23 protein-coding genes are annotated in these 23,551 nt (G+C 43.8%); 6 read left to right on the top strand and 17 right to left on the bottom strand.

Annotation, left to right across the window (positions count from 1 at the left end; translation table 11 throughout):
* Genes NSU15_RS05575 through NSU15_RS05565 form a run of 3 tightly spaced genes read right to left on the bottom strand, consistent with a single transcriptional unit; the run spans position 1 to position 3,414 of the window.
* Positions 1 to 1,002 carry an extracellular solute-binding protein gene (locus NSU15_RS05575; RefSeq protein ID WP_339289515.1) on the bottom strand — a complete coding sequence of 334 codons (1,002 nt, stop codon included), beginning with the start codon at positions 1,000 to 1,002 and terminating at the stop codon, positions 1 to 3.
* Positions 1,003 to 1,049: 47 nt separating this feature from the next.
* Complete coding sequence (locus tag NSU15_RS05570) at positions 1,050 to 2,669, bottom strand: ABC transporter permease subunit (protein ID WP_339289513.1); 1,620 nt, start codon at positions 2,667 to 2,669, stop codon at positions 1,050 to 1,052.
* Positions 2,662 to 3,414 (bottom strand): ABC transporter ATP-binding protein, encoded by a 753-nt coding sequence (locus NSU15_RS05565; RefSeq protein ID WP_042124736.1) that lies wholly within the window; start codon positions 3,412 to 3,414, stop codon positions 2,662 to 2,664. The genes NSU15_RS05570 and NSU15_RS05565 overlap by 8 nt, the downstream gene beginning before the upstream one ends.
* A gap of 197 nt (positions 3,415 to 3,611) precedes the next feature.
* On the opposite strand from NSU15_RS05565, the gene NSU15_RS05560 reads away from it, so the two are divergent.
* Both NSU15_RS05560 and NSU15_RS05555 read left to right on the top strand, forming a co-directional pair.
* Positions 3,612 to 4,385, top strand: coding sequence for a DeoR/GlpR family DNA-binding transcription regulator (locus NSU15_RS05560; protein WP_339289511.1), 774 nt, complete (start codon positions 3,612 to 3,614; stop codon positions 4,383 to 4,385).
* A gap of 432 nt (positions 4,386 to 4,817) precedes the next feature.
* Positions 4,818 to 6,275: a methyl-accepting chemotaxis protein gene (locus NSU15_RS05555; protein WP_339289509.1), complete on the top strand. Its 1,458-nt coding sequence runs from the start codon at positions 4,818 to 4,820 to the stop codon at positions 6,273 to 6,275.
* Between the two features lie 171 nt (positions 6,276 to 6,446).
* On the opposite strand, the gene NSU15_RS05550 is transcribed toward NSU15_RS05555, so the two are convergent.
* The 12 genes from NSU15_RS05550 to NSU15_RS05495 all read right to left on the bottom strand — a co-directional run bounded on the left by NSU15_RS05550 (position 6,447) and on the right by NSU15_RS05495 (position 17,756).
* Complete coding sequence (locus NSU15_RS05550; protein WP_339289508.1) at positions 6,447 to 8,675, bottom strand: Tex family protein; 2,229 nt, start codon at positions 8,673 to 8,675, stop codon at positions 6,447 to 6,449.
* Between the two features lie 118 nt (positions 8,676 to 8,793).
* A complete protein-coding gene (locus NSU15_RS05545; protein ID WP_339289506.1) occupies positions 8,794 to 9,993 on the bottom strand; it encodes an MFS transporter in 1,200 nt (399 codons plus the stop codon).
* Between the two features lie 4 nt (positions 9,994 to 9,997).
* The gene (locus NSU15_RS05540; RefSeq protein ID WP_339289505.1) at positions 9,998 to 10,156 is read right to left on the bottom strand and encodes a hypothetical protein; all 159 of its coding nucleotides are present in this window, start codon (positions 10,154 to 10,156) and stop codon (positions 9,998 to 10,000) included.
* A 13-nt stretch (positions 10,157 to 10,169) separates the two neighbouring features.
* Positions 10,170 to 10,778: a TetR/AcrR family transcriptional regulator gene (locus NSU15_RS05535; RefSeq protein ID WP_052414476.1), complete on the bottom strand. Its 609-nt coding sequence runs from the start codon at positions 10,776 to 10,778 to the stop codon at positions 10,170 to 10,172.
* Positions 10,779 to 10,934: 156 nt separating this feature from the next.
* A complete protein-coding gene (locus tag NSU15_RS05530; RefSeq protein ID WP_042124727.1) occupies positions 10,935 to 11,285 on the bottom strand; it encodes a type II toxin-antitoxin system PemK/MazF family toxin in 351 nt (116 codons plus the stop codon).
* Positions 11,286 to 11,288: 3 nt separating this feature from the next.
* Positions 11,289 to 11,570, bottom strand: a complete 282-nt coding sequence (locus NSU15_RS05525; RefSeq protein WP_025698676.1) for a CopG family ribbon-helix-helix protein — start codon at positions 11,568 to 11,570, stop codon at positions 11,289 to 11,291.
* Between the two features lie 214 nt (positions 11,571 to 11,784).
* A complete protein-coding gene (alr, locus tag NSU15_RS05520; RefSeq protein ID WP_339289503.1) occupies positions 11,785 to 12,966 on the bottom strand; it encodes an alanine racemase in 1,182 nt (393 codons plus the stop codon).
* Between the two features lie 221 nt (positions 12,967 to 13,187).
* Positions 13,188 to 14,273: an outer membrane lipoprotein carrier protein LolA gene (locus NSU15_RS05515; RefSeq protein WP_042124723.1), complete on the bottom strand. Its 1,086-nt coding sequence runs from the start codon at positions 14,271 to 14,273 to the stop codon at positions 13,188 to 13,190.
* A 234-nt stretch (positions 14,274 to 14,507) separates the two neighbouring features.
* A complete protein-coding gene (locus NSU15_RS05510) occupies positions 14,508 to 14,681 on the bottom strand; it encodes an aspartyl-phosphate phosphatase Spo0E family protein (protein WP_197069747.1) in 174 nt (57 codons plus the stop codon).
* 87 nt (positions 14,682 to 14,768) lie between these two features.
* Positions 14,769 to 16,169: a helix-turn-helix transcriptional regulator gene (locus NSU15_RS05505; protein WP_042131890.1), complete on the bottom strand. Its 1,401-nt coding sequence runs from the start codon at positions 16,167 to 16,169 to the stop codon at positions 14,769 to 14,771.
* Positions 16,170 to 16,423: 254 nt separating this feature from the next.
* Positions 16,424 to 17,182: a DUF3600 domain-containing protein gene (locus NSU15_RS05500; RefSeq protein WP_339289501.1), complete on the bottom strand. Its 759-nt coding sequence runs from the start codon at positions 17,180 to 17,182 to the stop codon at positions 16,424 to 16,426.
* On the bottom strand, positions 17,169 to 17,756 hold the full coding sequence (locus NSU15_RS05495; protein ID WP_042124719.1) for a sigma-70 family RNA polymerase sigma factor: 588 nt from the start codon (positions 17,754 to 17,756) through the stop codon (positions 17,169 to 17,171). The genes NSU15_RS05500 and NSU15_RS05495 overlap by 14 nt, the downstream gene beginning before the upstream one ends.
* A gap of 154 nt (positions 17,757 to 17,910) precedes the next feature.
* On the opposite strand from NSU15_RS05495, the gene NSU15_RS05490 reads away from it, so the two are divergent.
* The 4 genes from NSU15_RS05490 to NSU15_RS05475 all read left to right on the top strand — a co-directional run bounded on the left by NSU15_RS05490 (position 17,911) and on the right by NSU15_RS05475 (position 21,132).
* On the top strand, positions 17,911 to 18,330 hold the full coding sequence (locus NSU15_RS05490; protein ID WP_042124717.1) for a MarR family transcriptional regulator: 420 nt from the start codon (positions 17,911 to 17,913) through the stop codon (positions 18,328 to 18,330).
* Between the two features lie 138 nt (positions 18,331 to 18,468).
* Entirely contained in the window at positions 18,469 to 19,116 is a 648-nt protein-coding gene (locus tag NSU15_RS05485) for a hypothetical protein (RefSeq protein ID WP_076117897.1), read from the top strand.
* A 103-nt stretch (positions 19,117 to 19,219) separates the two neighbouring features.
* On the top strand, positions 19,220 to 20,353 hold the full coding sequence (locus NSU15_RS05480; protein WP_339289500.1) for a copper amine oxidase N-terminal domain-containing protein: 1,134 nt from the start codon (positions 19,220 to 19,222) through the stop codon (positions 20,351 to 20,353).
* On the top strand, positions 20,350 to 21,132 hold the full coding sequence (locus NSU15_RS05475; protein ID WP_339289499.1) for a TatD family hydrolase: 783 nt from the start codon (positions 20,350 to 20,352) through the stop codon (positions 21,130 to 21,132). The genes NSU15_RS05480 and NSU15_RS05475 overlap by 4 nt, the downstream gene beginning before the upstream one ends.
* 83 nt (positions 21,133 to 21,215) lie before the next feature.
* On the opposite strand, the gene NSU15_RS05470 is transcribed toward NSU15_RS05475, so the two are convergent.
* Together NSU15_RS05470 and NSU15_RS05465 are read right to left on the bottom strand one after the other, a co-directional pair.
* On the bottom strand, positions 21,216 to 21,782 hold the full coding sequence (locus NSU15_RS05470) for a histidine phosphatase family protein (RefSeq protein ID WP_339289497.1): 567 nt from the start codon (positions 21,780 to 21,782) through the stop codon (positions 21,216 to 21,218).
* A gap of 414 nt (positions 21,783 to 22,196) precedes the next feature.
* Positions 22,197 to 23,492, bottom strand: coding sequence for an MFS transporter (locus NSU15_RS05465; RefSeq protein ID WP_076117905.1), 1,296 nt, complete (start codon positions 23,490 to 23,492; stop codon positions 22,197 to 22,199).
* Positions 23,493 to 23,551: the final 59 nt, after the last annotated feature.

Raw genomic sequence — 23,551 nt, 5'->3', positions numbered from 1 at the left:
TTATTTATTTTCTTTAAAGAATTGTTGATGTTGCTCCAGCAATTCCACAGTCAACGGCTTAACAAATTTCATACTGTGTGCAGGTTTATGGATATCACTAACCGTTTCATCTTTATAAAGAGCTACTGGGTAATTTGTAATTAAGTCTTTTCTAGCATCTTTAATAATCGTTTCTGCCATTTTCATAGCCAGTTCTGTCGTTGCATCATCTTTTTTCACCACGGCTACGGATTCTGTAAGCGAGAAGTTACCTTCCGTTGGATCTACATAGTCAATCGGTGCGCCTTCTTCTTTAGCTAGTACTGCCTGATGACGAAGTCCAAAGCCTGCAGCTACTTCTCCTGCTTTTACCTTTTTAATCGGACCGGAACCGGAGCTTTCCAGATGTGGGCCTACATTAGCAACTAAATCATGCAGAACCGTTTTGCCTTCTTCCTCACCGTATTGCGAAATAATCGCCTGAACTAACAACCAGCCTGTCGAAGAATCCATAATGTTCGGAACAGATACCAAGCCTTTAAATTCTGGTTTCGTTAAATCTTTAATGGACGTTGGCATTGCCAGTCCTTTATCTTTAAGAACCGCTGTGTTAACAAAAATAGCACCGGTATTCGCCAAGATCGGCGTATAGTAGGCTGGATAGGAATCTAGCGCGTTCGTCGTAAACGATAGGTCTTTGAACATGCTGTGTTTCTCTTGCGCACTTTCTACAAAATAAGAGCTCATCGTGATCAGGTTAGCCTCAATTTTGTCTCCCTCAGCCATCAGCTTTCCACCCAGCTCTGAAGTACCCAAGGATTGAAAGAGATATTGCCCTTCGTACCCCGCACCTTTTAGCGCAGTCTCCATAGAAGCCACAGCTTCTTCATCCGCATTGGTCAAAATCACTACTTTACTCGCATCACCCGATGCTTTATTTCCACAACCTGCTAATGTAAACACCAAACTCAAAGACACGATAGACAACATAATCCCCTTGATTCCCTTAATTCTCTTAGACATAATTTCTCCCTCACTTTAACTGGTTTTTTTATATTTAAAATCGTTAACTAACGAGAGTTTGATTGCCTTTTCTGAAAATAGTCACCTAGGAGCTTGATAATAAGGTTGGTGCAAAAGATCAGGATGGATAGGACAAACACCTCATTAAATTTGGCGAAATGCTGCAACTCCTTTATTTTGCTAGCCACTACCGAGGTTTGGGCAGTCACTAGAAAGATAATTCCACTAATGGTAACCATCGCATTGATAAAATAGTAGCTGACCATCTCTATCACCGTGGATGCAGAGTTCGGCAGAATGACCCGGCGAATCGTCTGCAGCCAGCTGTCACCTAATAATTCAGCAGTGGTTTCCCACGATGGATTCATTTTCGCCAGAGAGTTCTTTGCCATCAAATAAGGAGTTGTAAAGTAATGAACAAGGGTGCAGAGCACAAGAATCGTAAAGGTTCCCTTGAGACTGCTGTTATTGAACAGAAGTAGATACGACAGACCAAGGACCATACCCGGTACCGTGTTCGTCACCATCGACAGGATGTCGAAAGTCGCTTTCCCTTTTATAGGTGTTCGTACATTAATGATAGCCGCAGCATACGCTACGATCGTACCTATGATTGCCGTCAATCCTGCTACCAGCAAGGAGTTTTTATATACATTGATTAAATCGCTTGATTGAAAAACATCCACAAAATGCTTGAACGTAAACGTTAGATCATAAGGATAGCCATTCACCAGCGGTGCAACGAACATGACAGCAAACACCGCCAGCAGTCCGATTAGAATCACGGATGAAATCAGTCCAAGAACCGAATCTCTGCCTTTATTCCGGATCATCTCGATTTCAGTCACCTTGTCATAATGGAAATTGAACTTTTCAAGATAAGTTAACAGCACCACCCCAAACGCCGCCGGTATTAACATCAGTACAGCAATCACAGCACCATTGTTGAAATCCGGTATCGCCCCAAGCATGACTTGATATAGCTGTGTAGCAACTACGTTATAAGTCCCGCCCACCGATGCAGGGATCCCGAAATCTGTGAAGCTCAGGATAAAAGAAAGAATAAACGCCCCTCCCAAGGTGCCCCACAAAGGCCTAACAATGGTGTTCATGAAGCTGCGCACCGTCCCGTCACCCATAAGCTTGGAGACGACGATGAACTTTTTATCAATGTACTTGAACGAATTATGAATCAGCAGGAAAGCCGAAGGTAAGGTATAAATTACGTAGCCTATCAACAGACCATTAAATCCATAAATCTCAAATAAATTCCGCCCGAAGATTTTAGTAATCAGTCCCTGGTTGCCAAAAGAGTACATTATCGCAAACCCATATGTAATCGTAGGCAGCAGCATGGGGATCAGGATTCCAGTTCTAATGATGCTTTTTAAAGGGCGATAGATTCTTGTACAGTGGATAGTATAGGAAAGGATAAAAGCTAGAACAGTAGTGATGAGTGCCGTCGCACCGGAGACCTTCATACTATTTCCGATGGACTCTCGAATCTCTTGATCTGCCAGAATGGTGAGATAATTGGATACCGAATAACCTTGGTCCGTTTCAAACGAGCGAATGAATAAAACTGCCAGTGGCAAGATCAGGAAAACGATAAATAACAATACGATTGGGATAAAAATGATCCGCATTTCCGGTTTAGCTTTAGGCATAATGTTCACCGAACAGGTTATAGATATTTTCCCGTTTCACTTGCAGCTGCCCCAGAATAAATTCTTTTACAAAATCATTGCTAGGTTGTTGAATGATCTCTTGAGGCGTTCCGAACTGGGCAATATGACCTTGATTAATGATGAGAATTTTATCCGACAGGGTTAACGCCTCTTCAGGGTCATGGGTGACGATAATCGTCGTAAGCTTATATTCTCTGGCGATGGATTTAATCCGGGCTTTAATAGATTCCTTGATGATTCCATCCAGTGCGCTTAGAGGTTCATCGAGCAGTAATAATTTGGGCTTCATCACGAGCGTTCTTGCCAAAGCCACCCTTTGCTTCTGCCCACCGGATAGAGCGCCAATCTTCTTCGTTAAATGCGGCTTTAATTCCAGAAACTCGATATACTCCTGAACCTCATGCTCCGACGTTAATCCCTTTTTATTTTTCAGACCATAAACGATATTCTCGTAAGCATTTAAGTTAGGGAACAACGCATAATCCTGGAACACTATATTAAATCCGCGTTTCTTCATGGGTACATTACTTAAATCTTGATCATTAAAAATGATTTGCCCCTGCTCCATCTTAGCCAATCCCAAGATGATGTTTAGCAAGGTGGTTTTTCCACTCCCGCTGGGGCCGAGTAAGGAGACAATTTCCCCTGCTTGGATGTCTAGACTAATATCCTCTAGAACAACCTTGTTATCGTAATGCTTGCTTATGTTTTGTAATTTAAGCAAAGGTTCCACCTCCTCAAGTACAACCTCAGTATAAAAAGGTTTTGTTTTTGAGGATAAACAGTTACGTAAAATGTATGTAAAATTTAAATAAGTTGTGACTACATTATAAGTATATCATGACTAAGTTGCAAAGGAGTTGTTGCTACCCTATCCTAATCCCTTTATACTTCAACTATCGAAAGCGATATAAACTTTGAATGGGTGATAACATGTTTCCACTGGAAAGGCAAAGGAAAATCATAGAAATCTTAATGTTGAAAAAGGTTCAGAAGCTGCCGGAGCTAGCAGAAGAGCTTAATATTTCTATCGATACCCTTCGCAGAGATATCAACCTGCTGGACAAGCAAGGGAAGATCAAGAAGATTTATGGTGGAATTAAACTGGTGGAATCGGAGTTTGCCGAATCTCCAATGGATGCGCGGATGGTCGGTCACTTAGAGGAAAAGAAAATGATCGCGCAAAAGTGCAGCGAATATATCAACGATGGGGATTGCATCTATCTGGACAGCGGCTCTACCACCTATCAGATCGCCAAATATATCAAGAATAAAAAGAATCTCACGGTCATTACGAACTCCATTCCTGTGGTTAACGAACTGATGAACAGTGCGGTTGAGCTTATTATCATCGGCGGAAAGGTCCGGCTAAATGAGCAGTCTGTCATTGCATATGATTATCTATTTAATTTCAGTGAGTTAAATATCCTTAAAGCTTTTATTTGCGCAAGCGGCATTACCCTTGAAAAAGGCATCTCCGACTATAACCTGGAGGAAGCCCAAACTCGTAAAAAAATTATCGATCTCTCCAAAGAGGTTTATGTTGCCGCAGACCATACTAAATTCGGGAAAGATGTGACCATCGGCATCGCCTCACTCGATAAAATCGGGTACATTATTACCGACCGTAATATAGATCGAAGCTTCCTACAGAAGTTTAAACCCAAACGTACGAGCTTGATTGTTGCGGAATAAAGACTTTCATCATCCATCTAAAAACACAAAAAAGCCTCTCCTTGGATTTGAAATGGTGCTGGTAACTCCATTTTACCTAGGGGATTTTTGTGTTTTTTAGAATCATAGACACTTACCTGATGCCTTGATGATAATTAGGGAATTTCTCCCTAAAATCAAAAAAATTCTGCGCTTCAGACTACTAATTAGGGAAAATCTCCCTATAATTCAGGTGATTCGTTGGTAAATGTAGATATTCGCCTAATTATCAGGGAGGAATTCCCTAATTCCATTGATTTTATGCAAATATCAGCTTTTTTCAGGGAGTTTTTCCCTAATTACTCTCCCAAACATCATTGTTCTGAACATCCCCGAGCTTAACATCATAGACATCATTTCAGGAATCTCTTAAACTAAAAAATCAGAAGTACTATTACATTATGGAGTGTGAATATGCCCTTGAATCAGATGTCCGAATTACACCAGAGAAACAAATTAATTATTTACTTGTTTTGGGGCTGTTTGTTGTTCGGTTCAATTTCGCTTTACAGATTTCCACAAACAATCATGGCGATTATGTCAGCAGCGGTACCCCTTGGCTTATTGTGTACGATACTAATTTGGAAACGTGTGGCTACACCCTATATTATGTACATAACAGCTATTGGCTTTAATATCATTACATACTTCTATATCGATGCAGGAACTAGCATTATAAGCACATTTATTCTATATTGGGGACTAGGCATCGTATCCCTCTATCACAACTATCGTCCGCTACTCCTTAATGGAGTAATTTCTTGGATCTTACTCAACTATTTCCTGATGACGAAACCAATTTACGCTTCAGTAGATGTATTAAGAATTAATACACTTCTCATCGTCATGATATTGGTTCTGATCTATCAGAGTCAGATTGGTACGAAAATGTTCAAAAATATGTCTAAGAGCAGCAACGAAGCTGAACATGCTAGAGCAGAAATGGAAACCATTCTAAAAGGTGTTACTGAATCCGTAGGAGTTCTGAGTCAATCTAGTAACCTAATGAATAACAACGTATTGACTACAGATCGAATTTCCAAAGAAGTCGTGACTGCCTTTCAAGAGATTGCCAGCGGAGTGGAATCACAAGCACAAAGTGTCAGCGATATCTCAAATGCCATGCAGCAATTAAACGAATCGGCTACGCAGGCAAATACGGCATCCATCTCAATGAGCACAAGAAGCCGTAATACCGATCAAATCACGCAAGAGGGGCAAGCGCAAATCGTTCGCTTAACTGGAAATATGTCAGAGGTCACGGATATCGTAAAGAGTACTGCTGACTTGCTGACACAAATGAATGAAGAGAATCAGAAGATTGAATCGATTGTTTCCAGTATCGTGGGGATCGCTGAGCAGACGAATCTTTTGTCGCTAAATGCTTCTATTGAAGCCGCACACGCAGGAGAACATGGCAAAGGATTCGCAGTGGTGTCCAATGAAATCCGTAAATTAGCACAGAGCTCCCACAATGCCTCCGCAGACATTACTCAAATTCTTAGAAGCATTCAAAGTCATATTGCTCAGGTTGGCGATATGGTATCTAACGGGTTGCTAGTTGTAGAATCCGGAAGAAATTCCGCAGATGATATTGCTCGATTGTTCGAGGGTATTCGGAATAATACACAACAGGTGCTTGAACAAGCAGAAGATTTGAAGAATAGGAATGATCACATCAAACACGCTTCCTCCCTTGTACTAGGTGAAGTCCATTCCGTGACTGCGATTACCGAAGAGAATACAGCAGCAATTGAGCAGGTTCTTGCGAGCGCTGAGGTTCAGCAACAACATGTTTCTGAAACAGTAGTCAGCATCCGCAATCTAAATGAATTAGCTACTAAGCTAAATAATTTAACGAGACCCTCATAGGTCATGCTGTGTTAATACCATTCATTCAAACAAGCATAAACGCCTTTGCATCCCTATAAGAACAGTTAGCAGTTATGCGAGAACTATAAAGATAAGGATAGCGTGAAACTTATACTTTCTTATATTGAAAAAAGCCATCTACTCCAGGAATAGATGGCTTTCTTTGTTTATTTAATTAAGGCTTCCCGCCTCAACACGCGGTGGACGCATGGTCAGGCTGACCCTGCCCTTCTTCAGGTCAACACCCATCACCCAGACGGTGACATTGTCTCCTACGGAGACAACGTCCATCGGGTGCTTCACAAAGCTGCCGCTGAGCTGGGAAATATGCACCAGCCCATCGTTCTTGATGCCGATATCGACGAATGCGCCGAAATCGATCACGTTGCGGACGGTTCCCTGCATTTCCATGCCGGGAACCAGATCCTCGATCTTCAGCACGTCGGTGCGGAAGATCGGTAACGGCAGCTCCTCGCGCGGATCGCGGCCCGGACGCTGCAAGCTCTCCAGGATGTCTCGAAGCGTTGGCACGCCGACATCCAGCTTCACAGCCAGCTCCTCGGCATTTTGTGCCTCCAGCTGCGAAGCCACTTCTTTGCTGCCAAGCTTGTTAACATCTAGGCTTAGTTCACGGAACAACCGATCCACCACCGGATAAGACTCGGGGTGAATAGGCGTGCGATCCAAGGTGTTGTCTCCACCAGGAATCCGCAGGAAGCCGATACATTGCTCATAGGACTTGGCACCTAGACGAGGTACCTTTTGCAATTGCTTCCGTGTCGTGAACTTACCGTTCTCTTCACGGTACTTAACGATATTTTTAGCAATCGTTCCATTAACGCCTGCTACGTAAGAGAGCAAGGCTGGAGATGCCGTATTCACATCTACGCCCACATGGTTAACCGCCGATTCTACGACAGCCTTTAAACTCTCTTCCAGATGCTTCTGGGAGACGTCATGCTGATACTGTCCCACACCGATAGCTTTCGGATCGATCTTCACCAGCTCTGCCAGCGGGTCCTGCACACGACGGGCGATTGAAGCCGCACTGCGCTCTGCCACATCCAGATCCGGAAACTCTTCCTGCGCCAGCTTGGAAGCCGAATAGACACTCGCTCCCGCTTCATTTACGATCAGGTAGGCCAGCTCTGGATCGCCAATATCGGCGATCACTTCTGCCGTAAATTGTTCTGTTTCACGAGAGCCTGTCCCATTTCCGATCACGATAAGCTGAATGCCATATTTAGCGATTAGTTCTTTAAACTTAGCTGCAGCTTCAATTTTCTTGTTGTTCGGCGGCGTAGGATAGGTCACGGCTACTTCAAGCAGCTTACCCGTATCGTCTACGACGGCCAGCTTACAGCCGGTACGGTATGCAGGGTCAACACCCAGCACACAACGTCCCTTAACGGGCGGCTGCAGCAGCAAGCTGCGTAGATTCCCAGAGAAGATCGAAATCGCTTGGTTCTCACCCCGTTCGGTCATCTCTCCACGAACTTCACGCTCTACAGAAGGAGCTATCAGACGTTTGTAAGCATCCTCGGTCACTGCTTCCAGAAGCTCCTTCACCGGGGATGGCCCTTTAATGATTTTCCGCGCAATGTAAGCATGAATTTTGTCAGTGACAACCTCAATGCCTACCTTCAGAATATTCTCCCGTTCACCGCGGTTAATAGCGAGTATACGGTGAGGTGGCATTTTGTGTACAGGTTCACGGTAGCTATAGTAGTTCTCGTATACGGATTCCTGCTCTGCATCCTTAGCTTCAGACACAAGGATGCCCTGACTTGCCGTATATTGCCGTACCCAAGAGCGGATCGCAGGATCGTCAGCAATATTCTCGGCGATGATATCTAGCGCGCCTTGAAGTGCTTGATCTGGGGTCTCTACTCCTTTTTCAACATCTATATATTTCGCAGCCTCGGTTTGTGGGTCCCCTTGTCTCTGCTGCTCCATAATCCAGTTGGCAAGCGGCTCTAAGCCTTTTTCCTTGGCAACACTAGCACGAGTCTTACGCTTCTGCCGGAAAGGACGATACAAGTCCTCCACTTCCTGAAGCTTGACTGCGTTAGTGATTTGTTCATGAAGCTCCTTGGTCAGCTTGCCCTGCTCTTCAATATTGCGGATCACGTCTTTCTTACGTTCGCCCAAATTGCGAAGATAAGCCAGCCGTTCTTCAATATCACGCAGCGCATTTTCGTCCAGCTCACCCGTCATTTCCTTCCGATATCTGGCGATGAACGGAATCGTATTCCCCTCATCCAGCAGTCCAACCGTTGTACGCACCTGCTTCAGGCTAATGTTTAATTCCTTGGCAATCGCTACAGTAATCAGTTCCTGCTCCCGCTGTGCGGCCGCCTCATCCGTAATGACTCCCGTATTGCTGTTATCTACCGTCATTAGTATCCCTCTTCCCGTACACAATCTGCTTATACAATTCTTGTTCTCATACTTAAAATAGTATCACAGATCGGCTCTGTACCAAAGTCCAGCCTAGCGAGGGGGCAGATTCAATGGTTTAAGCGCGTTGTCCCATTCCTCTTTTGCCGGAACTAAGTGACAACATAAAGCATAATGCTAGAACAAACGCCGCTGCCACATATGGGAAGTTAATGCTTAGATCAAAAAGATATCCTGCAACGATAGGCCCTGCGATATTACCAAGACTCGTATAAGCAGAGTTCATCCCTGCTACGAAGCCTTGCTGCGATTCCCCCGCCATTTTGGATAGCTGAGTGCCTACTGCTGGTCGAAGAATATCCATAGCCAAGAATACGACAAAGGTAATCGCACAAATCGCCCAGAAGCCACTTACAAACAGCGTCAACAGAATAAACATTGCAGCAGTTATAAGACAAGTGGAGATTACCTTATTCTCTCCGAATTTATTCAGAATCCAGCCAAACGCAGATACCTGCACTACAGCACCGGCGATCGAGCCAAAGGTAATCACGAATGCAATATCTTTAGGAGTAAAGCCAAATTTATGGTCCACGAACAATCCGAACACCGTTTCATAATTAGCCAATCCAAAAGCCATGACAAATACAATAATTAATCCGAAAAAATACGGTTCACGATAAGAGCGCATCAATTGCGTGAAGAAGCTCTCTTGATTATTTTTCGATACCTTCGCTTCCATCCGCTTCTCTGCAGACAGAGACTCAGGCAAGATCAAAACTGTAATTAGAGCTGCAACCCCAGCCGCACCCGCTGCACAGAAAAAAGGCACCCGCATTCCAAGCTCAGCAAGATAGCCGCCAATTCCTGGACCGATAATAAATCCGGTAGTAATGGCTGCATTAATTAGCCCCATGCCTTTAGCTCTTTCTTCAAAAGAAGTCGTGTCCGCTACATAGGCCATAACTGCCGGCATAATTAATGCAGCACCTACACCACCGAGCAATCTGGAAACGAACAAAAGCCAGGATACATTTGCCAGACCAAAGAGCAGCTCTGAAAAAGCAAACACGATCAGACCCGCAACAATCACTTTTTTTCTGCCAATTCTGTCGGATAACCTGCCCGCGAATGGTGATACTAATAATTGGGCAAGTGAGAATGAAGCCACTAACAACCCCACGGTACTTCCGGTGATCCCAAGTTCATTCATGTAAGTAGGCATTATAGGAACTACAAGCCCGATTCCTGTAAAAGCAAGAAAAATATTAAGCATAACAAGAAGCATTGCGCCTCTGTTTCTAAGTAGTAACGACATTGTGTTAACCTCCGTGGTTTCTAAAGCCAATTCTTCGAGTAGTAGTTTTACTGTAGAGACCGACCATCCGGTCTAAATTATAGCCAAAAAAATAGTCCTTCCATTTCCGGTGCCCTCGAGAAGCTTCAGCCTTCATAATTCCTGAATGTAAAGCTTCTTTCATGCCCCCATATATCTTACCCCGTATATATCCCTTGTAATAACAATCGTACTGATTCCCGGTAATATTTTTTGATATCTTCCGGAGTCTTTTCAGGAATAGAACATTCAGCAGCTCGCCCGATCCCTTCGAGCATACCATTTACAATAATCACATAATCCTCTAAGTCACCCTTAATAAAATCCCCCGTGTCCATGCCTTCCTTCAGAAGATCGCGACACGCATGCGAGGCAGCCTCATATAAAAGAGCAAGCCGCTTAGTGATATCCTCCGGATGAGCTCTACCTCTTGAGAATTCCTCAAGCGCCCGAATCAACGGATTCTGGAAATCATTTGCATAGTGCTCGGCTAACGCATATAAACGCTCCTGAACACCTACAATTTCCTTCTTCTTATCTTCCCACGCCTGTAGCCACTGCACCGTATCCTCTTCTACTACATATAGAAAAAGTTCATCCTTGCTCGGAAAATGATGATATAAGCTGCCCTTGCTGACATTCGAGGCTGCGCAAACTTCATTCATGGTTACAGCTGCATACCCCTTCTGAACAAACAGCTGTGTGGCTTTAAGTACAATTCGTTTTTTTGTTTCTTCTCCATCTGAACGTCCTTTGATTCTAAGCACCTCCTAAACCGACCGTACGGTCTAATGTTATCAGAACACTTCAAAAAAGTGAACCCCTAATCCTTCTTTACCATCAGTACGCAAAAATGCACATCAAAAGACGCCCGGATTCGTACCCGAGCGCCTATCTCATGGATTATCTATAACCCTAGGTGATTAAAAATCAATCAGTCCAAGGCTGATCTGCAGCGAATCATCCACCTTCTTCATCGTTTCATCATCAAGGTGGGTGATCTTGTCAGTTAAGCGTTGTTTGTCAATCGTCCTAACCTGCTCCAGCAGTATAACAGAATCCCTGTCAAAGCCATGAGCCGCTGCGTCAATTTCCACATGCGTAGGTAATTTAGCCTTCTGGATTTGGGCTGTGATTGCAGCCACAATTACCGTCGGGCTAAAGCGATTGCCAATATCATTCTGGATAACCAGTACTGGCCTTACTCCGCCTTGCTCAGAACCTACAACCGGCGAAAGATCAGCAAAAAAAACATCGCCACGTTTAACGATCAATGTCTACACCCCGCTTACTAAGCGGCCAAGAGTGCTGTCTGCATCTTCCTCCGCGAGGAACGCCTCGCATGCCATGGTCAAGTTGATCTTAGCCATTTCCATGTAGCCGCGCTGCATGGACTCCCGGATAGAACGTTTCCTCCGTTCGCTCAAATACAGCTTCATGGCCTGCCTAATCAATTCACTCCGGTTGGAATTCTCCAATTGAACAATTCCGTCCACTTCCTGTAAGAGATGATCGGGCAAGCTGATCATGATTCTTTTGGTGTTCTGCAAATTGGCCACCTTCTCTTCCACCCCCACAAACCTTCTGCCCTTGTGTTCCAGTGTTGCAATATACAAGGAATTTTATACAAGGAATATATGCCGCCAGTATATCAAGTATGCTGCATCCCATTATAAACTAGAAATGGCGGTTCGTATAGGCTTTTAGTCATATCTCCTAATACGATACAATTCCTTCTATTTTCTCCCTTGAATAACATCACTGTCAAGAACTTTAAGATTGTAGCAGAGCATTTACTAACTTAGGAAGTGTGCCTTCACGGATATAAACGCGGGGCACCCGATGAGCCAGCATGCAAATTACCTCGTAGTGAATTGTTCCAAGATGGAGAGCCAACTCGTCTGCCGTGACCATCACGTCAGCTTGACGCCCGATGAGTACAACTTCTTCGCCTGCTTTAATTTGTTCCGCTTCTTCAGCGAAAGATTTGAGTGATACCATACACTGATCCATGCAGATTGTTCCGACGACAGGAACGCGGCGTCCACGTATTAACACCTCCGCTTTGCCAGTTAGCATGCGGGAATATCCATCTGCGTACCCCACAGGTAGCGTTGCGATAATCTCCTCGCTGTCTGTGAAGTACCGAGTGCCGTAGCTGACGCCCCAATGAGGAGGCAGGCTCTTCACATATACAACCTGCGTCTTCAGCGTCATTACCGGATGTAGATCTACCAGTTGACGGTTTACCTCAGTTGAGGGATAAAATCCGTACAGGCTGATGCCTACCCGCACCATGTTGCTGGATAAATAAGGTGAATCAATGGCCGTAGCGCTATTGCCCGTATGTATGATCGGGATCTGAATGTTCTGCTCCCGCAGCGTTTCCGCCACGCTCATGAACCGTCGATGCTGTTCCAGTGTATAGCTTTTGTCTAGTTCGTCTGCCTTGGCAAAATGGGTAAACATACCCTCCAGCTCCGCCTGCGCAACAGACTGCACTTCAGAGATAAATGCAGGTGCGTCAGCTGGTAAAAGCCCCAGTCTCCCCATCCCGCTATCAATCTTGATATGCACCTTCAGCCGATGATCCGGATCTATAGGAAGCTGTCTGATAGCCTCTAATACTTCCGGAGTGAACAGTGTTACAGTTACATGGTTCTCCCAGGCAACGGCTATCCCTTCTGGAGAAGTGTAGCCAAGCACCAGTATAGGAATCAGTATTCCCGCCTGACGCAGCTCCAATGCTTCATCCAAAAAAGCCACACTAACATAATCTGCTCCGAGTCTTTCCAGTTCCCGTGTTACTTCCACTGCTCCATGGCCGTACGCATTTCCTTTGACGCATCCCATAAACTTTGTCTCTGCCGGCAAGTAGCGGCGAAAGGCTTCGTAATTGGCACGCAATTCATCCAGATTAATTTCGGCTACTGTCGGTCGATAGCTTGCTTGCACTTCAAAGTCACCTTCTTACGTTGTAGTAAAACGTCATAGCTGCATAACATCAATCATTGTCTTAGTACTCATGGTAATGCTATGGAAGGTGGCTGTCAATGTGACCTCAGTTATCTTTTGCCTTCAGATCAAAGAGGCTGGAGTGCTGGCAAATATAGAAAGGCGGATACTACGTTGTAGAGGAAAGAATCCCACAAAACGCAGTATCCGCCTACTTTATATTATTTACCCGATTGTGCCTCCATAGAAGCGGCAATTTGCATCATTTCGTTAACAGGAAGATTAGCACTTGTAATTCTGTACTCTATACCCTCAGACATCCATGTCAACGTCTGCTGCTCATCACCACTAAGAAGTCCTGCGGTAAAACCAAGATCTATCAGTGTTCCAGGAGCCAACGCTACTGCACGGTCCAATGGACGGGCCTCCATGATGGTGTATTGATAAACCCCATCATACCGGATGAGAACGGCATGATCTTTGTTCCCCTCCATTTTATGGGAGTCCTTCAACTCAACACCTGCCGGAACATATCCCGGTTCGATGATCCCAAAGTCACCAAGCTCAGCAGCGACTGGTTGCCCCTCTTGCTCCTGACCTTCCGGAACTACTACTGGATTTCCATTTTCGTCAACCTCAGCTACTGTGCTTTCTGAAGCAGCACCTGTGGTCATATTCTTTTGCATATCAAAGGAATCCTTTGTGAAATCTGTATCGAATTTAAAGGTGTCAAACTTCACATCCACAACGACCTTAGCTTCAGAATCAGAGACTTGAACCTGTTTAGGCTCATAAGTCTTTTTATCCAACCAAATCTTCTGCCGCACAAGAGCATTGCTTTGATAATTCGCAGCTACCTCAAACACATAGTTATCTCCATCTTCCACAAATTGACGATTGTTATCAGAGACGATGCCCCGAACTAGCGTCTGATACAAATAAACCTGACCTTGATTGTCCGGCCAATCACTCTGGAAGCGGAAGCTCTTATTCATACTTGGTGTGAGTACGAATACTCCCTCATCATTACGAAGCACGATCTGCGTAATATCCTTCTGAACATTTGCCAAGCTGATCCGGTAATAAGAAGGGTTCTTGTACCATACCTCTACCTTATACTCCTGCGGCTGCTCGCCGGTGAATAGGGTCATAATGCCTGAAGCTTGGTACGTTCCCTGCTTACTTTCCAACTTGTCAGCCACATTGTTCAAATCCTTGACCACGGAAGCGGCATCCTTCTTCCCGCACCCCGTCATCACCAGGGCCACGCTCATAATGATCGCGAGTACCCATATTGTCCGGCGCATGACATCATCCCCTTAACCTGTTTTGAATGCATTGATTAGTACATGTCTATGAGGGACTTGGCCGCAATATGCAGACGGGCATGACAAGCTGGGAGTTAGATTTATTTTTTAGGAATATACAAACAAAAAAAGCCCACGCAAAGCGCTGGCTTTATGTTTTATACAGAAATGCAATAACATTATGTAAGTCTTATCTATTGAATAGAGCGAAAATTATAGGATCAATTTCTTGTTTCAACTCTCGTTATCGTTATGTACGGCTTTATTGTACTCATTAATTAATTCATCCAACCTCATGGACTGTCTGATCACATTGGGATGTAACAATCCTCCGTGTTGCCTTTCCATTAAATAAAGTTTGGCTCTAGCACCCTCTATTCTTTTTTGGATAATTTCTGGCTTATTCATTAACACAACCTCCTCAAAGTAATATATTAGAGGCATATGTCAAATTCCAAATTTTACAATAGAGTGCAGTACTATAAAGATTTAGGATCAAGAAATATTAGATACAAAGCCATTTTTCTTTTCGTTGATTCGCTGCACCTTACTAATTAGGTTTTGATATTCTTTTTGCGTTTCGATGGATGCTATGTGTCTTAGCTGTTCGAACATCCCAACACATTTTATAATACATGATTCGCTATTTATCTTTACTGAACATTCCAAACTTATCATTATATACTTTATACTAATCTCATATTCATTTCTTTTTATGTAGTAAGAAGCGATCTCAGCCATCAAGTTGGTATATCTATCTTCGAGGATTTGTTGATTATAGGATCTATTTTCTAGGCGATGATCTCTACATTCTGATTTTTTTTGTTTAAACCGCAGAAGAATATCATCCACATTAAATTGATAGTAATTAGCTGCTTGAAGGATTTTGAACAGACCTGAAAGAATTTCTTCCTCTCTTTGTTCAATGTATGCCACATATTCCGGCAGCACCGTTACATCCCCTTTTAAAATTCGCAGCAAGTAAATATTAGCCCGCGCCCACTCCATGCATTGATTGATATGCTGCAAAGCTTCTTCCGTGTCTTCACGAATCCAGCTCATATCCATATATAAGTTAACATAATGTAATGCTCTATCATAATTGCCAAGCTCTCTATAAACTACTGAACGTAACATGTAAGAGTATTGAATATACGAGAATAGTGGTATTTCGGGTTCCTTTTGAAGCTTGCTTTTTCTGGCACGTTCGTATTTGGAATGATATTGAATCGTTGCTTTATTCCCCATTTCCTTAGCTATTGCCTTTACCTTGTCCCAATGTCGCAAAGCGCTATATGTATTCGCCAAATCTTTCAGCGCATCGAGCTGGTCCACCTCATCAAGCCGGTTAACAAATCCTTCAAATTGCACCGCTGCTCGCAAATTAGCATCCTGATCCTCACCCAAAGCGATTGTGAACAGTCTGTATTGGCAAAGAGCCAAACGCTCTGAATGCTGATACTTCTCACTCTCAGCCACACTCTGATATAACATCGCTGCTGCTTCATATTTCCCTTGCGCAAAAAAATCTTCCGCAGTATCAAATAACGAAGGCGTATAAGATAAGCTGTCCATCATGATCCCAACTACCCGTGCAATACAATCCAGCTTATCCAGCTCTGCACAGCGATATAGAAATGGCCGAAGGCGTCTCCAATTCGGATTGGAATGTACAAAACACTCATCCACATATAAATCATAGTAGCTGCCTTCTTCTAATCCCATACCTTCTGTAATTCGATCTAATTGTTGCATGGCTATTGGACGATTCCCATTAATGATATTACTGATCGTGCCTGAATTTACCTTAGACACCTCTGAGAACTGATTGATCGTAGTCCCATGCTTCTTGAGATAGTCCGCCAGTTCTGCACGAATGGTCATCCGCTTCATGATCAAAGCCACCTTTCGCCCAACATAATACAGATATAAATTAATAGTATTTTAATAAATATATGTCTAATTATTCCAGTGGTCAAATACTTTTTTCCTATCGCTCTTCAATATACAATTATTCGGTGAGTAATGTATAGACTATAGATTAGTAAAAAGCAAAAACCATCAGAATGCAAGGTGTAATAGACCTTTTCCGATGGTTTTTCCGATGATAATTCTATCTATTGTTATTCAATACATGCATATAAATTCAACTATGAGCTGGGTTTAATCATCAAATCTAGCTTTTTAATGTAAGGGTCTAGCGCTTCCATTAACTTCTCTTGGTTTTGTATCTCCTCATTTGAAAGCCGTTCCATATGAACACTACCATCTGAATCAAATACCTTGGCATCATAGCTTTGTAACTCAATTATTAATCGTTTAGTTTCCTCAAACTCCTTATTTGTAAGCCTCTGTTCAGCTTTTTCAAGCAAGCTATTCCAGAAAGTATCACGATCAACGGATTTCACTGATTTCTTTGATGTTTTGGCTTCATTCATTTGTTCAAAATAAGGTTCAAGCTCCATCTGTAATTTCTTGTAAGCCTTCTTCTCCTGCGCACTTAATTGTTCTAGGTGAAAGACGCCTTCAGCATCAGCCATTTGCAGATTATAAGCTCCCAATTCTTTCAGTAAGGACATCAGCTTTGTGAATTCCTCTTCGTTAAAGGTTTGCTTCGCGTTCTGCAGCTTGGCTTCAAGCCTATCGTATTGTTGCTGGGTTACTCCAATCGTAGCAACGGTTATCTGTGAGCCATATAGGGTGTCCGCCAAATAATTATATCCGGCATAAGCTCCAGTAGGAATTAATAATGCTGCCGCCAAAATACTTGCTACAAGCCATTTTTTCATTCGTCTTCCCCCTTGTTTGGGTGCAGTCCTATTTAGTATTTGCTCCTTCAGTTCCGGTGGGGCTGTACAATTTCTAGCCTCTTCCTGCAGAGCTGTCCGTAGCTCTTCATTGAAATTCATCCAGGTCCACCACCTTTCCCTTAAAAAGAATATGGTTCGCTGGCTTCTGGCGAAGCTTGTGCAGTGCAGCATGAATACGAGATTTCACGGTTCCGAGAGGAATACCTAGTATCAAGGCACTTTCTTCTTGGGAAAATTCGTTTAAATAATGCAGAATGATCACCTGTTTCAGCTTAAATGGAAGACACTCTACACTTGCTAGCAGGGCTTGGTTGGATAATCTGTCCACAACATCATTCGTAAATTCGTGTTCCATGATCAAATCAGCATGCTCTGCCTTTTTCAGGATTCGAAGATGCGTCCATCTCTTCCTCCGATAGGCATAAATTTGTCTCATGACCAATCCCATAAGCCAGGGTCTAAAGGGGCGTTCCATGTCGAAGCGTTCAAGAGACCGGTGCATCTGCAAATAAATTTCTTGAACAATATCATCCACATCAGATGATTCACGAACGAGGAAATGAACGGTCTGATATACATCCCGGATCGTTGCATCATATAACTCACTGAACGCTTCACGACTGCCGGCTTGCGCAAGCGTAATGAGCTTAGAATTTTCATTTGGATGTTTCATCCCTTTCAACCCCCTCCTTCGGTCTTACAATATATATTGGTAAAAAAAAGAGATATCGTTCGATTTATTTTGAGCGTCAACTCGACTCCTCAACTTGACAAGCTTATTATAGCTTCTATATATTTTAGAAACTAAAGTAAATTGGAGCGTGGCTATGAGCACAGAGCAAGATAAACAATACGCTATCCATAAGGTTATGGAATCTATGGCAAATGTGCAGCAGAAATCCCAGTTCTTCATTGATATGATCACCAAGCAGGAGACACTGACTCACAATCAGATCCTACTGCTGTTCCAGCTCAGACTTATTGGAAGCTTGAACATTACTGACATCTCCGAACGATTTATTATTACACCGGGAGCCGCTTCCTCGATGTGTGATAAGCTGGAAGATGCCGGTCTTATCGAACGTGTGCGGACGAAGGAAGATCGCAGAGTCGTCAACATAGTCCTTACAGAACAAGGACATCAGCGGATTCTCCATATCTTCGAAGCCTTTCCTACCTCGGAGTTGGATAAAATCTCAGGAACCTTAGAACAAATCAATGAGTTAATGGATAAAATGATGAACTAATGTTTATATAACTGCCTGTCAGGAAACTGACGGCAGTTTTTTTATGCTTATAACTCCGAAATGTTATATTGACTATATATTATAATGGATATATATTTTAATCATTAAAATATAATTTGAAAGGCGGCTCCCTATAAAATGCCCCATGCTAGTGATACTTTTGAACGTAATGAAATGATCGGTCCACCGCTGAAGGTGAGAGGTTCATTAATCCTCCAAGAGGATATTCGTGCGGATACTGTCGATGTTGTTGGACATTTAAGTGCTCAGAAGAATGTAACTACCGTGAAGCTAAAAGTATCTGGTGATTGTTCGATTGGAGGTCATTGCAGGGCCGAGCAGGTTATAAATCTGGGAGGACTCCGTGTACAACAACTCCAAGCCAATAGACTGCAATCGTCAGGATACTTCTCCGCAGCACAAAATGTTGCAGTCGAAACCTTTTATGCCGAAGGTGCTGTGAAGATCCATAGATTAACTGCTGGCTCATCGATTGAGCTACGTTTAGGAAACAGAAGCACAATTGAGGTCATGAAATCTAGCGGAACAATTACTATTAAGCCTTCTTTGAAACTAATGAATGCGCTAATCCCCTACTTCCGGAAGCTTACTTGCGAAACGATTGAAGGAACTAGCATCATTTTATACCGAACAACAGCCGATCTCGTCTGCGGGGAAGATATCATCATCGGGCCGGGTTGTTCTATCGGGGAGATCCGCTATAGCAAAAGTCTAACAGTAGACCCGAAATCACAAGTTGATCGGACCGAGTTTTTAAATCATTAGCAAACGTAACAAGCTTGTATCTGCTTTGTTTACAGAAAGTGACCTACTACGCGCTGATTTAATCTATACTTATGAGGACTGGACTTAATCCTCGGAGGTAATTATGAATAAAATCATCGTAATCGGAGCTAGCATGCTCTTTTTAGCCGGATGCGGAACATCGGCATCTATAGATATGGATACATCAATAGCAATTAACCAAACACAAACAACTGAAGCACCCCTGAAGCTAATCGTTGATGGAGAAACAGTTCTTCCATCTCTCCCACCTTTTTTCTCAGGTGATAAGGTCTATGTACCTGCAAAAGTACTCATGGAGTACTATTCTTCTGAACAACGATGGGATAGTGCTACGAAAACCTTAACCATCTCTGACGGAAGCAGTAGTTATGTACTGAAGCCGGGCAATGAATATATGCAAGGTGACGAATATCAAAATACGCTGGGGGGACCTGCGATTCTACGAAACGGCAATTTATATATTCCTGCTGACGCATTAAGCAGCCTCTCCGGAGCAGAAGTGAAGCTGAATGCCTCGCAAACTGAAATATCAATTACATCTGGAGATGTTAGTACGACCGTAAGAACCCCCAACGAACCTCTCGCTATTGCTACAGAAAATGACCAAGTTAAGCTGTATACTGCCCTTAAAAATGGAGATACCTACGAGGGATTTGTTGTAGAGGTGAACGGCAATAAGCATACGTTTAATTGGGAAGCACCAAGATTGCTAGGTTACACTCCTGAGATTCATTATGCCGATATAGATCAGGATGGGCAGGAAGAAGTTGTTGTCATACTGTGGCTCGGTACAGGAACGGGCATGTCTATGCAAGAGCTTCACGTGATTAAACCTAACCAGTGGAAAGAAATGAATATACCTTCCGCAGATGAAGCGGTCTCCGCATTGGTTACTTCAAAAATTTTCAATGAAAAAGGCGATGCCCTCATACAAATTCAGGTTAAAGGTTCAACTCCATCTATGGTTACTATGCGGTATCCAGATCGTGGAGAGGATGACAATCTTGGCGAAGAAGCGGGTATTGGTGCTGTTACTTACTACATGGTGGAAGAAGGCAGGCTGAAGGCTGAAACCAATGTTTATATTGGATTTCTGGAGAGCATTGGCACACTAACCTTTGACTACAAATCGGGAAAGACTGGAATGGAACCTGAATCCATTCGCTTTGAGCCTCATGAGGAGTATGCCTCTTATGTAGTGGGTAAGCAGCTATGATTGATGCCCATATCCATTTAGAGCAATATGATCCTGAGGTTTCAGAACAAATGTTAAGTGAGCTGCCTACCTTAGGGATCGAAGCCTTGATTGCTGTCTCTATGAATTTAAACTCTTGCTTCCGTACCCAAAAGCTTGCCGTTACCTATCCCGGAGTGGTACACCCCGCTTATGGCTTTCATCCGGAGCAACCACTACCGCAGGAAACTGAGTTTTCCAATCTGCTGGAATGGATTGAGCGTCAAGATCGGGAGGATTTCATCGCTGTGGGTGAAATCGGACTGCCTTATTATTCGCGTGCTGAGGCACTGGAGCGCGGCGAAGCCTTTGATATGGAGCCTTATATTCAGCTTCTTGATCAGTTACTCGGACTTGCCGCCCGTATAGATAAACCAGTGGTCTTGCACGCTGTTTATGAGGATGCGCTGATTGCCTGCGATCTACTAGAGAAGCATGTTATAAAGCGTGCCCACTTCCACTGGTTTAAGGGACCCGAAGAAGCCATTGTCCGCATGATCAACAACGGCTGCTATATTTCTTTCACCCCTGATATCCTATACGAGCCGGAGATTCAGGAGCTTGCCCGCCGCTACCCTCCTCAGCTTGTCATGGCGGAAACCGATGGCCCTTGGCCGTTTGAAGGACATTTTACGGGAAAAATCACTCATCCATCTATGATTCTAGACGTCGCCGCCGCTTGGGGAGCGCTCCATGGCTACACCACTGGCCAAGCGGAAGAAATACTGATTGCGAATACTAGGCGATTTTATAGCTTGTAGATAGACAAAAGGATGGCCCCTAGCTAACGGCTAATGCCAGGCCATCCTTATGAATAATCACAGCTTTATCCCAATTTGGGAGTTCATAACCTCTCCACGCCCATTAGCGTTCTGCCGGCGAACTCCATTTTATAAACATCCGGCTTAGTGGTTTGAAGCAGAAAATTCAGATCATATTTGGTGTCAAAATAATTCATCATTAGTGTCATGACTGCACCGTGAGTGCCAATCGCAACCTTTTGACCACGGTGTTTATTCAGTATTTCTTGCAACACGTTAACAGATCGTTTCTGACACGTATGAATGGATTCCCCACCAACCGGAACAAAATCCGGATCAGCAAACATTGTTGTCAGTAATGGGTATAACTCCTGGTCAGGCATGATCTTATTTCCGTCAGGAAAATGGATTTCTCGGAGGTCTTCAACACCCTGAATCTCTGCACCTACCTCCTGCGCCAATCCAGAAATCGTATGTATCGCCCGAAGATATGGACTTGAATAGAAAACTTGAATTCCTTCGGGACGTAACTTCTCCGTTATCTTGCGGGCATCCTCCTCCCCCTTCGCTGTTAATCCACGTGTTCTCTCAGTTCCTCCGGGCAGCTTGGGTGATTCTCCATGCCTAACCATATAAATATAAGTAGCCATTCGTTTCCCTCCTTCTATCTTTATAATTTCTCGTGTTCTATCTAAACTCCTCCATACAATAAAATAAAAAAAGCCCTCACGGGCAAGAATCAATCCTAGCGAGCTAGAAAAGTCTCTTAATTGCACTCTATACAACTATTAATCGTAAAAAGAGCTCTGCTGAGCAACTAAGTGTAATTCGTACATCTAAAAACCATCATTTCTACCCAAATGGAGAAAAAATCAAATTATAGCTGCACTAAATACAACTAACGTTCGCTCTGAACGATGGAACAGCATTTAATTGCAGATTCTGCAACTAAATGCTAGGTATCCTCGCTAGGTAGTCTGTGCTACTCAAGCTTTCTAGTCTGGCTAGTTAGCCTGACCTCCACTCAGACTTCTGCAAGCTTTTTTCTGAATAAATCAGCAGCCTTAAGTTTCCATCACTTTAACCTTCGCCGATTGCTCCACTATGCTATCCGTCATCTCCTTCTCCTTAGGCCACAGCACGCGTCCGAATGCGATGCCCAGCACACCAATCAGAGCAATTACGATACCAAAGTTAAAAAAGATCCGGCTAGGCCCAGCGGCCTGAACCAGCATACCACCAAGGAGTGGAGCGCCAATCATCACACCGCTAAGAATCGTACTCTGAATACCGAACACACGCCCTGTCATATGCGGGGGAGTTTCTTTTTGCAAACAATAATTGAAGGTAATCATAAACATTCCGTTTCCGAGACCCAGTACGAATCCTAACAGCAATACAGGAAGGCTTGTGACGCCTGGCTGAAGCAGACCAAGCCCTCCGACCGATACGCCAATGAGTGCATAACCCGTTCCTAGCTTCCAGCCGTAGCCTGTTCCCCGGTTCATTTTGTTCATGACCATGATCATGAATATAGCACCCACGCCAGTTGCCGCGACAAGCCAGCCCAGCATAGATTCCTCAGCAGGTGCAATAATTCTGAATAGACTTGTAAACTGGAAGTCGATCATTTGAATAGCTAACGCACCGATTAAACCAAACAGCATACTGTTTAGCAGCAGTCTGCTGCGCAGTATAAAGCCCCAGCCTTCCTTCCACATCGTACGAAGGGGAACCTGTTCCTCTTTATCGCCCTGATCTGAGCTGACTTGTCCTACCTCATTATTCTTAACGGTCAGTAGAAGCAGGTACGAGCAACCTCTGAGACAAGCATTGATCAATATACACCATTGTGGTGTTAGCACTGACAATGCGAAACCTCCTAGTAACGGTCCAGCGATTTTGGAGCCTTGATTTACAATTCCATTCAGTGAAGTCGCTTGCAGAAGCTGATCCTCTCTAACCAAACTGCGAGTCATTGACTGCTGGGCAGGTACGTTTAAGGTAGAAATAGCAGCTCGCAGCATCAGTAATGGGAGCAACCACACCATACTGGGAGCGAAAAGTACTAGTACTGTTAACAATGCCGTAAGTAGATCACACATCCGCATTAGCTTTAGCTTATTCAGTCGGTCAGCCGCTACTCCTGCCACGGAGCCAAGCAGAATCCCAGGTAAAGCTATAGAGACTGGAATCAAAGCCAGCATTAGCGGACTAGCTTGCCAACGGTATCCTACGAGTACCTGAATCGCCAGCGCATCGAACCAATCCCCAAAAGTAGCTGTCGCGAATGCGCTGTATACACGCATATACACTTTGTTTTTTAGCAGACTCGTTCCTGCTTGTGATGAAGCATTCATCGGACATTCCTCCAAGTTACGATTAAGAACATATGAAGCATGACCTTAATGTACTGGAG

The organism is Paenibacillus sp. FSL E2-0201, assembly GCF_037963325.1.
GTDB lineage: Bacteria > Bacillota > Bacilli > Paenibacillales > Paenibacillaceae > Paenibacillus_AQ.
The sequence above is the reverse complement of the archived record's forward strand: the minus strand, read 5'-3'. Positions and strand labels throughout refer to the sequence as shown.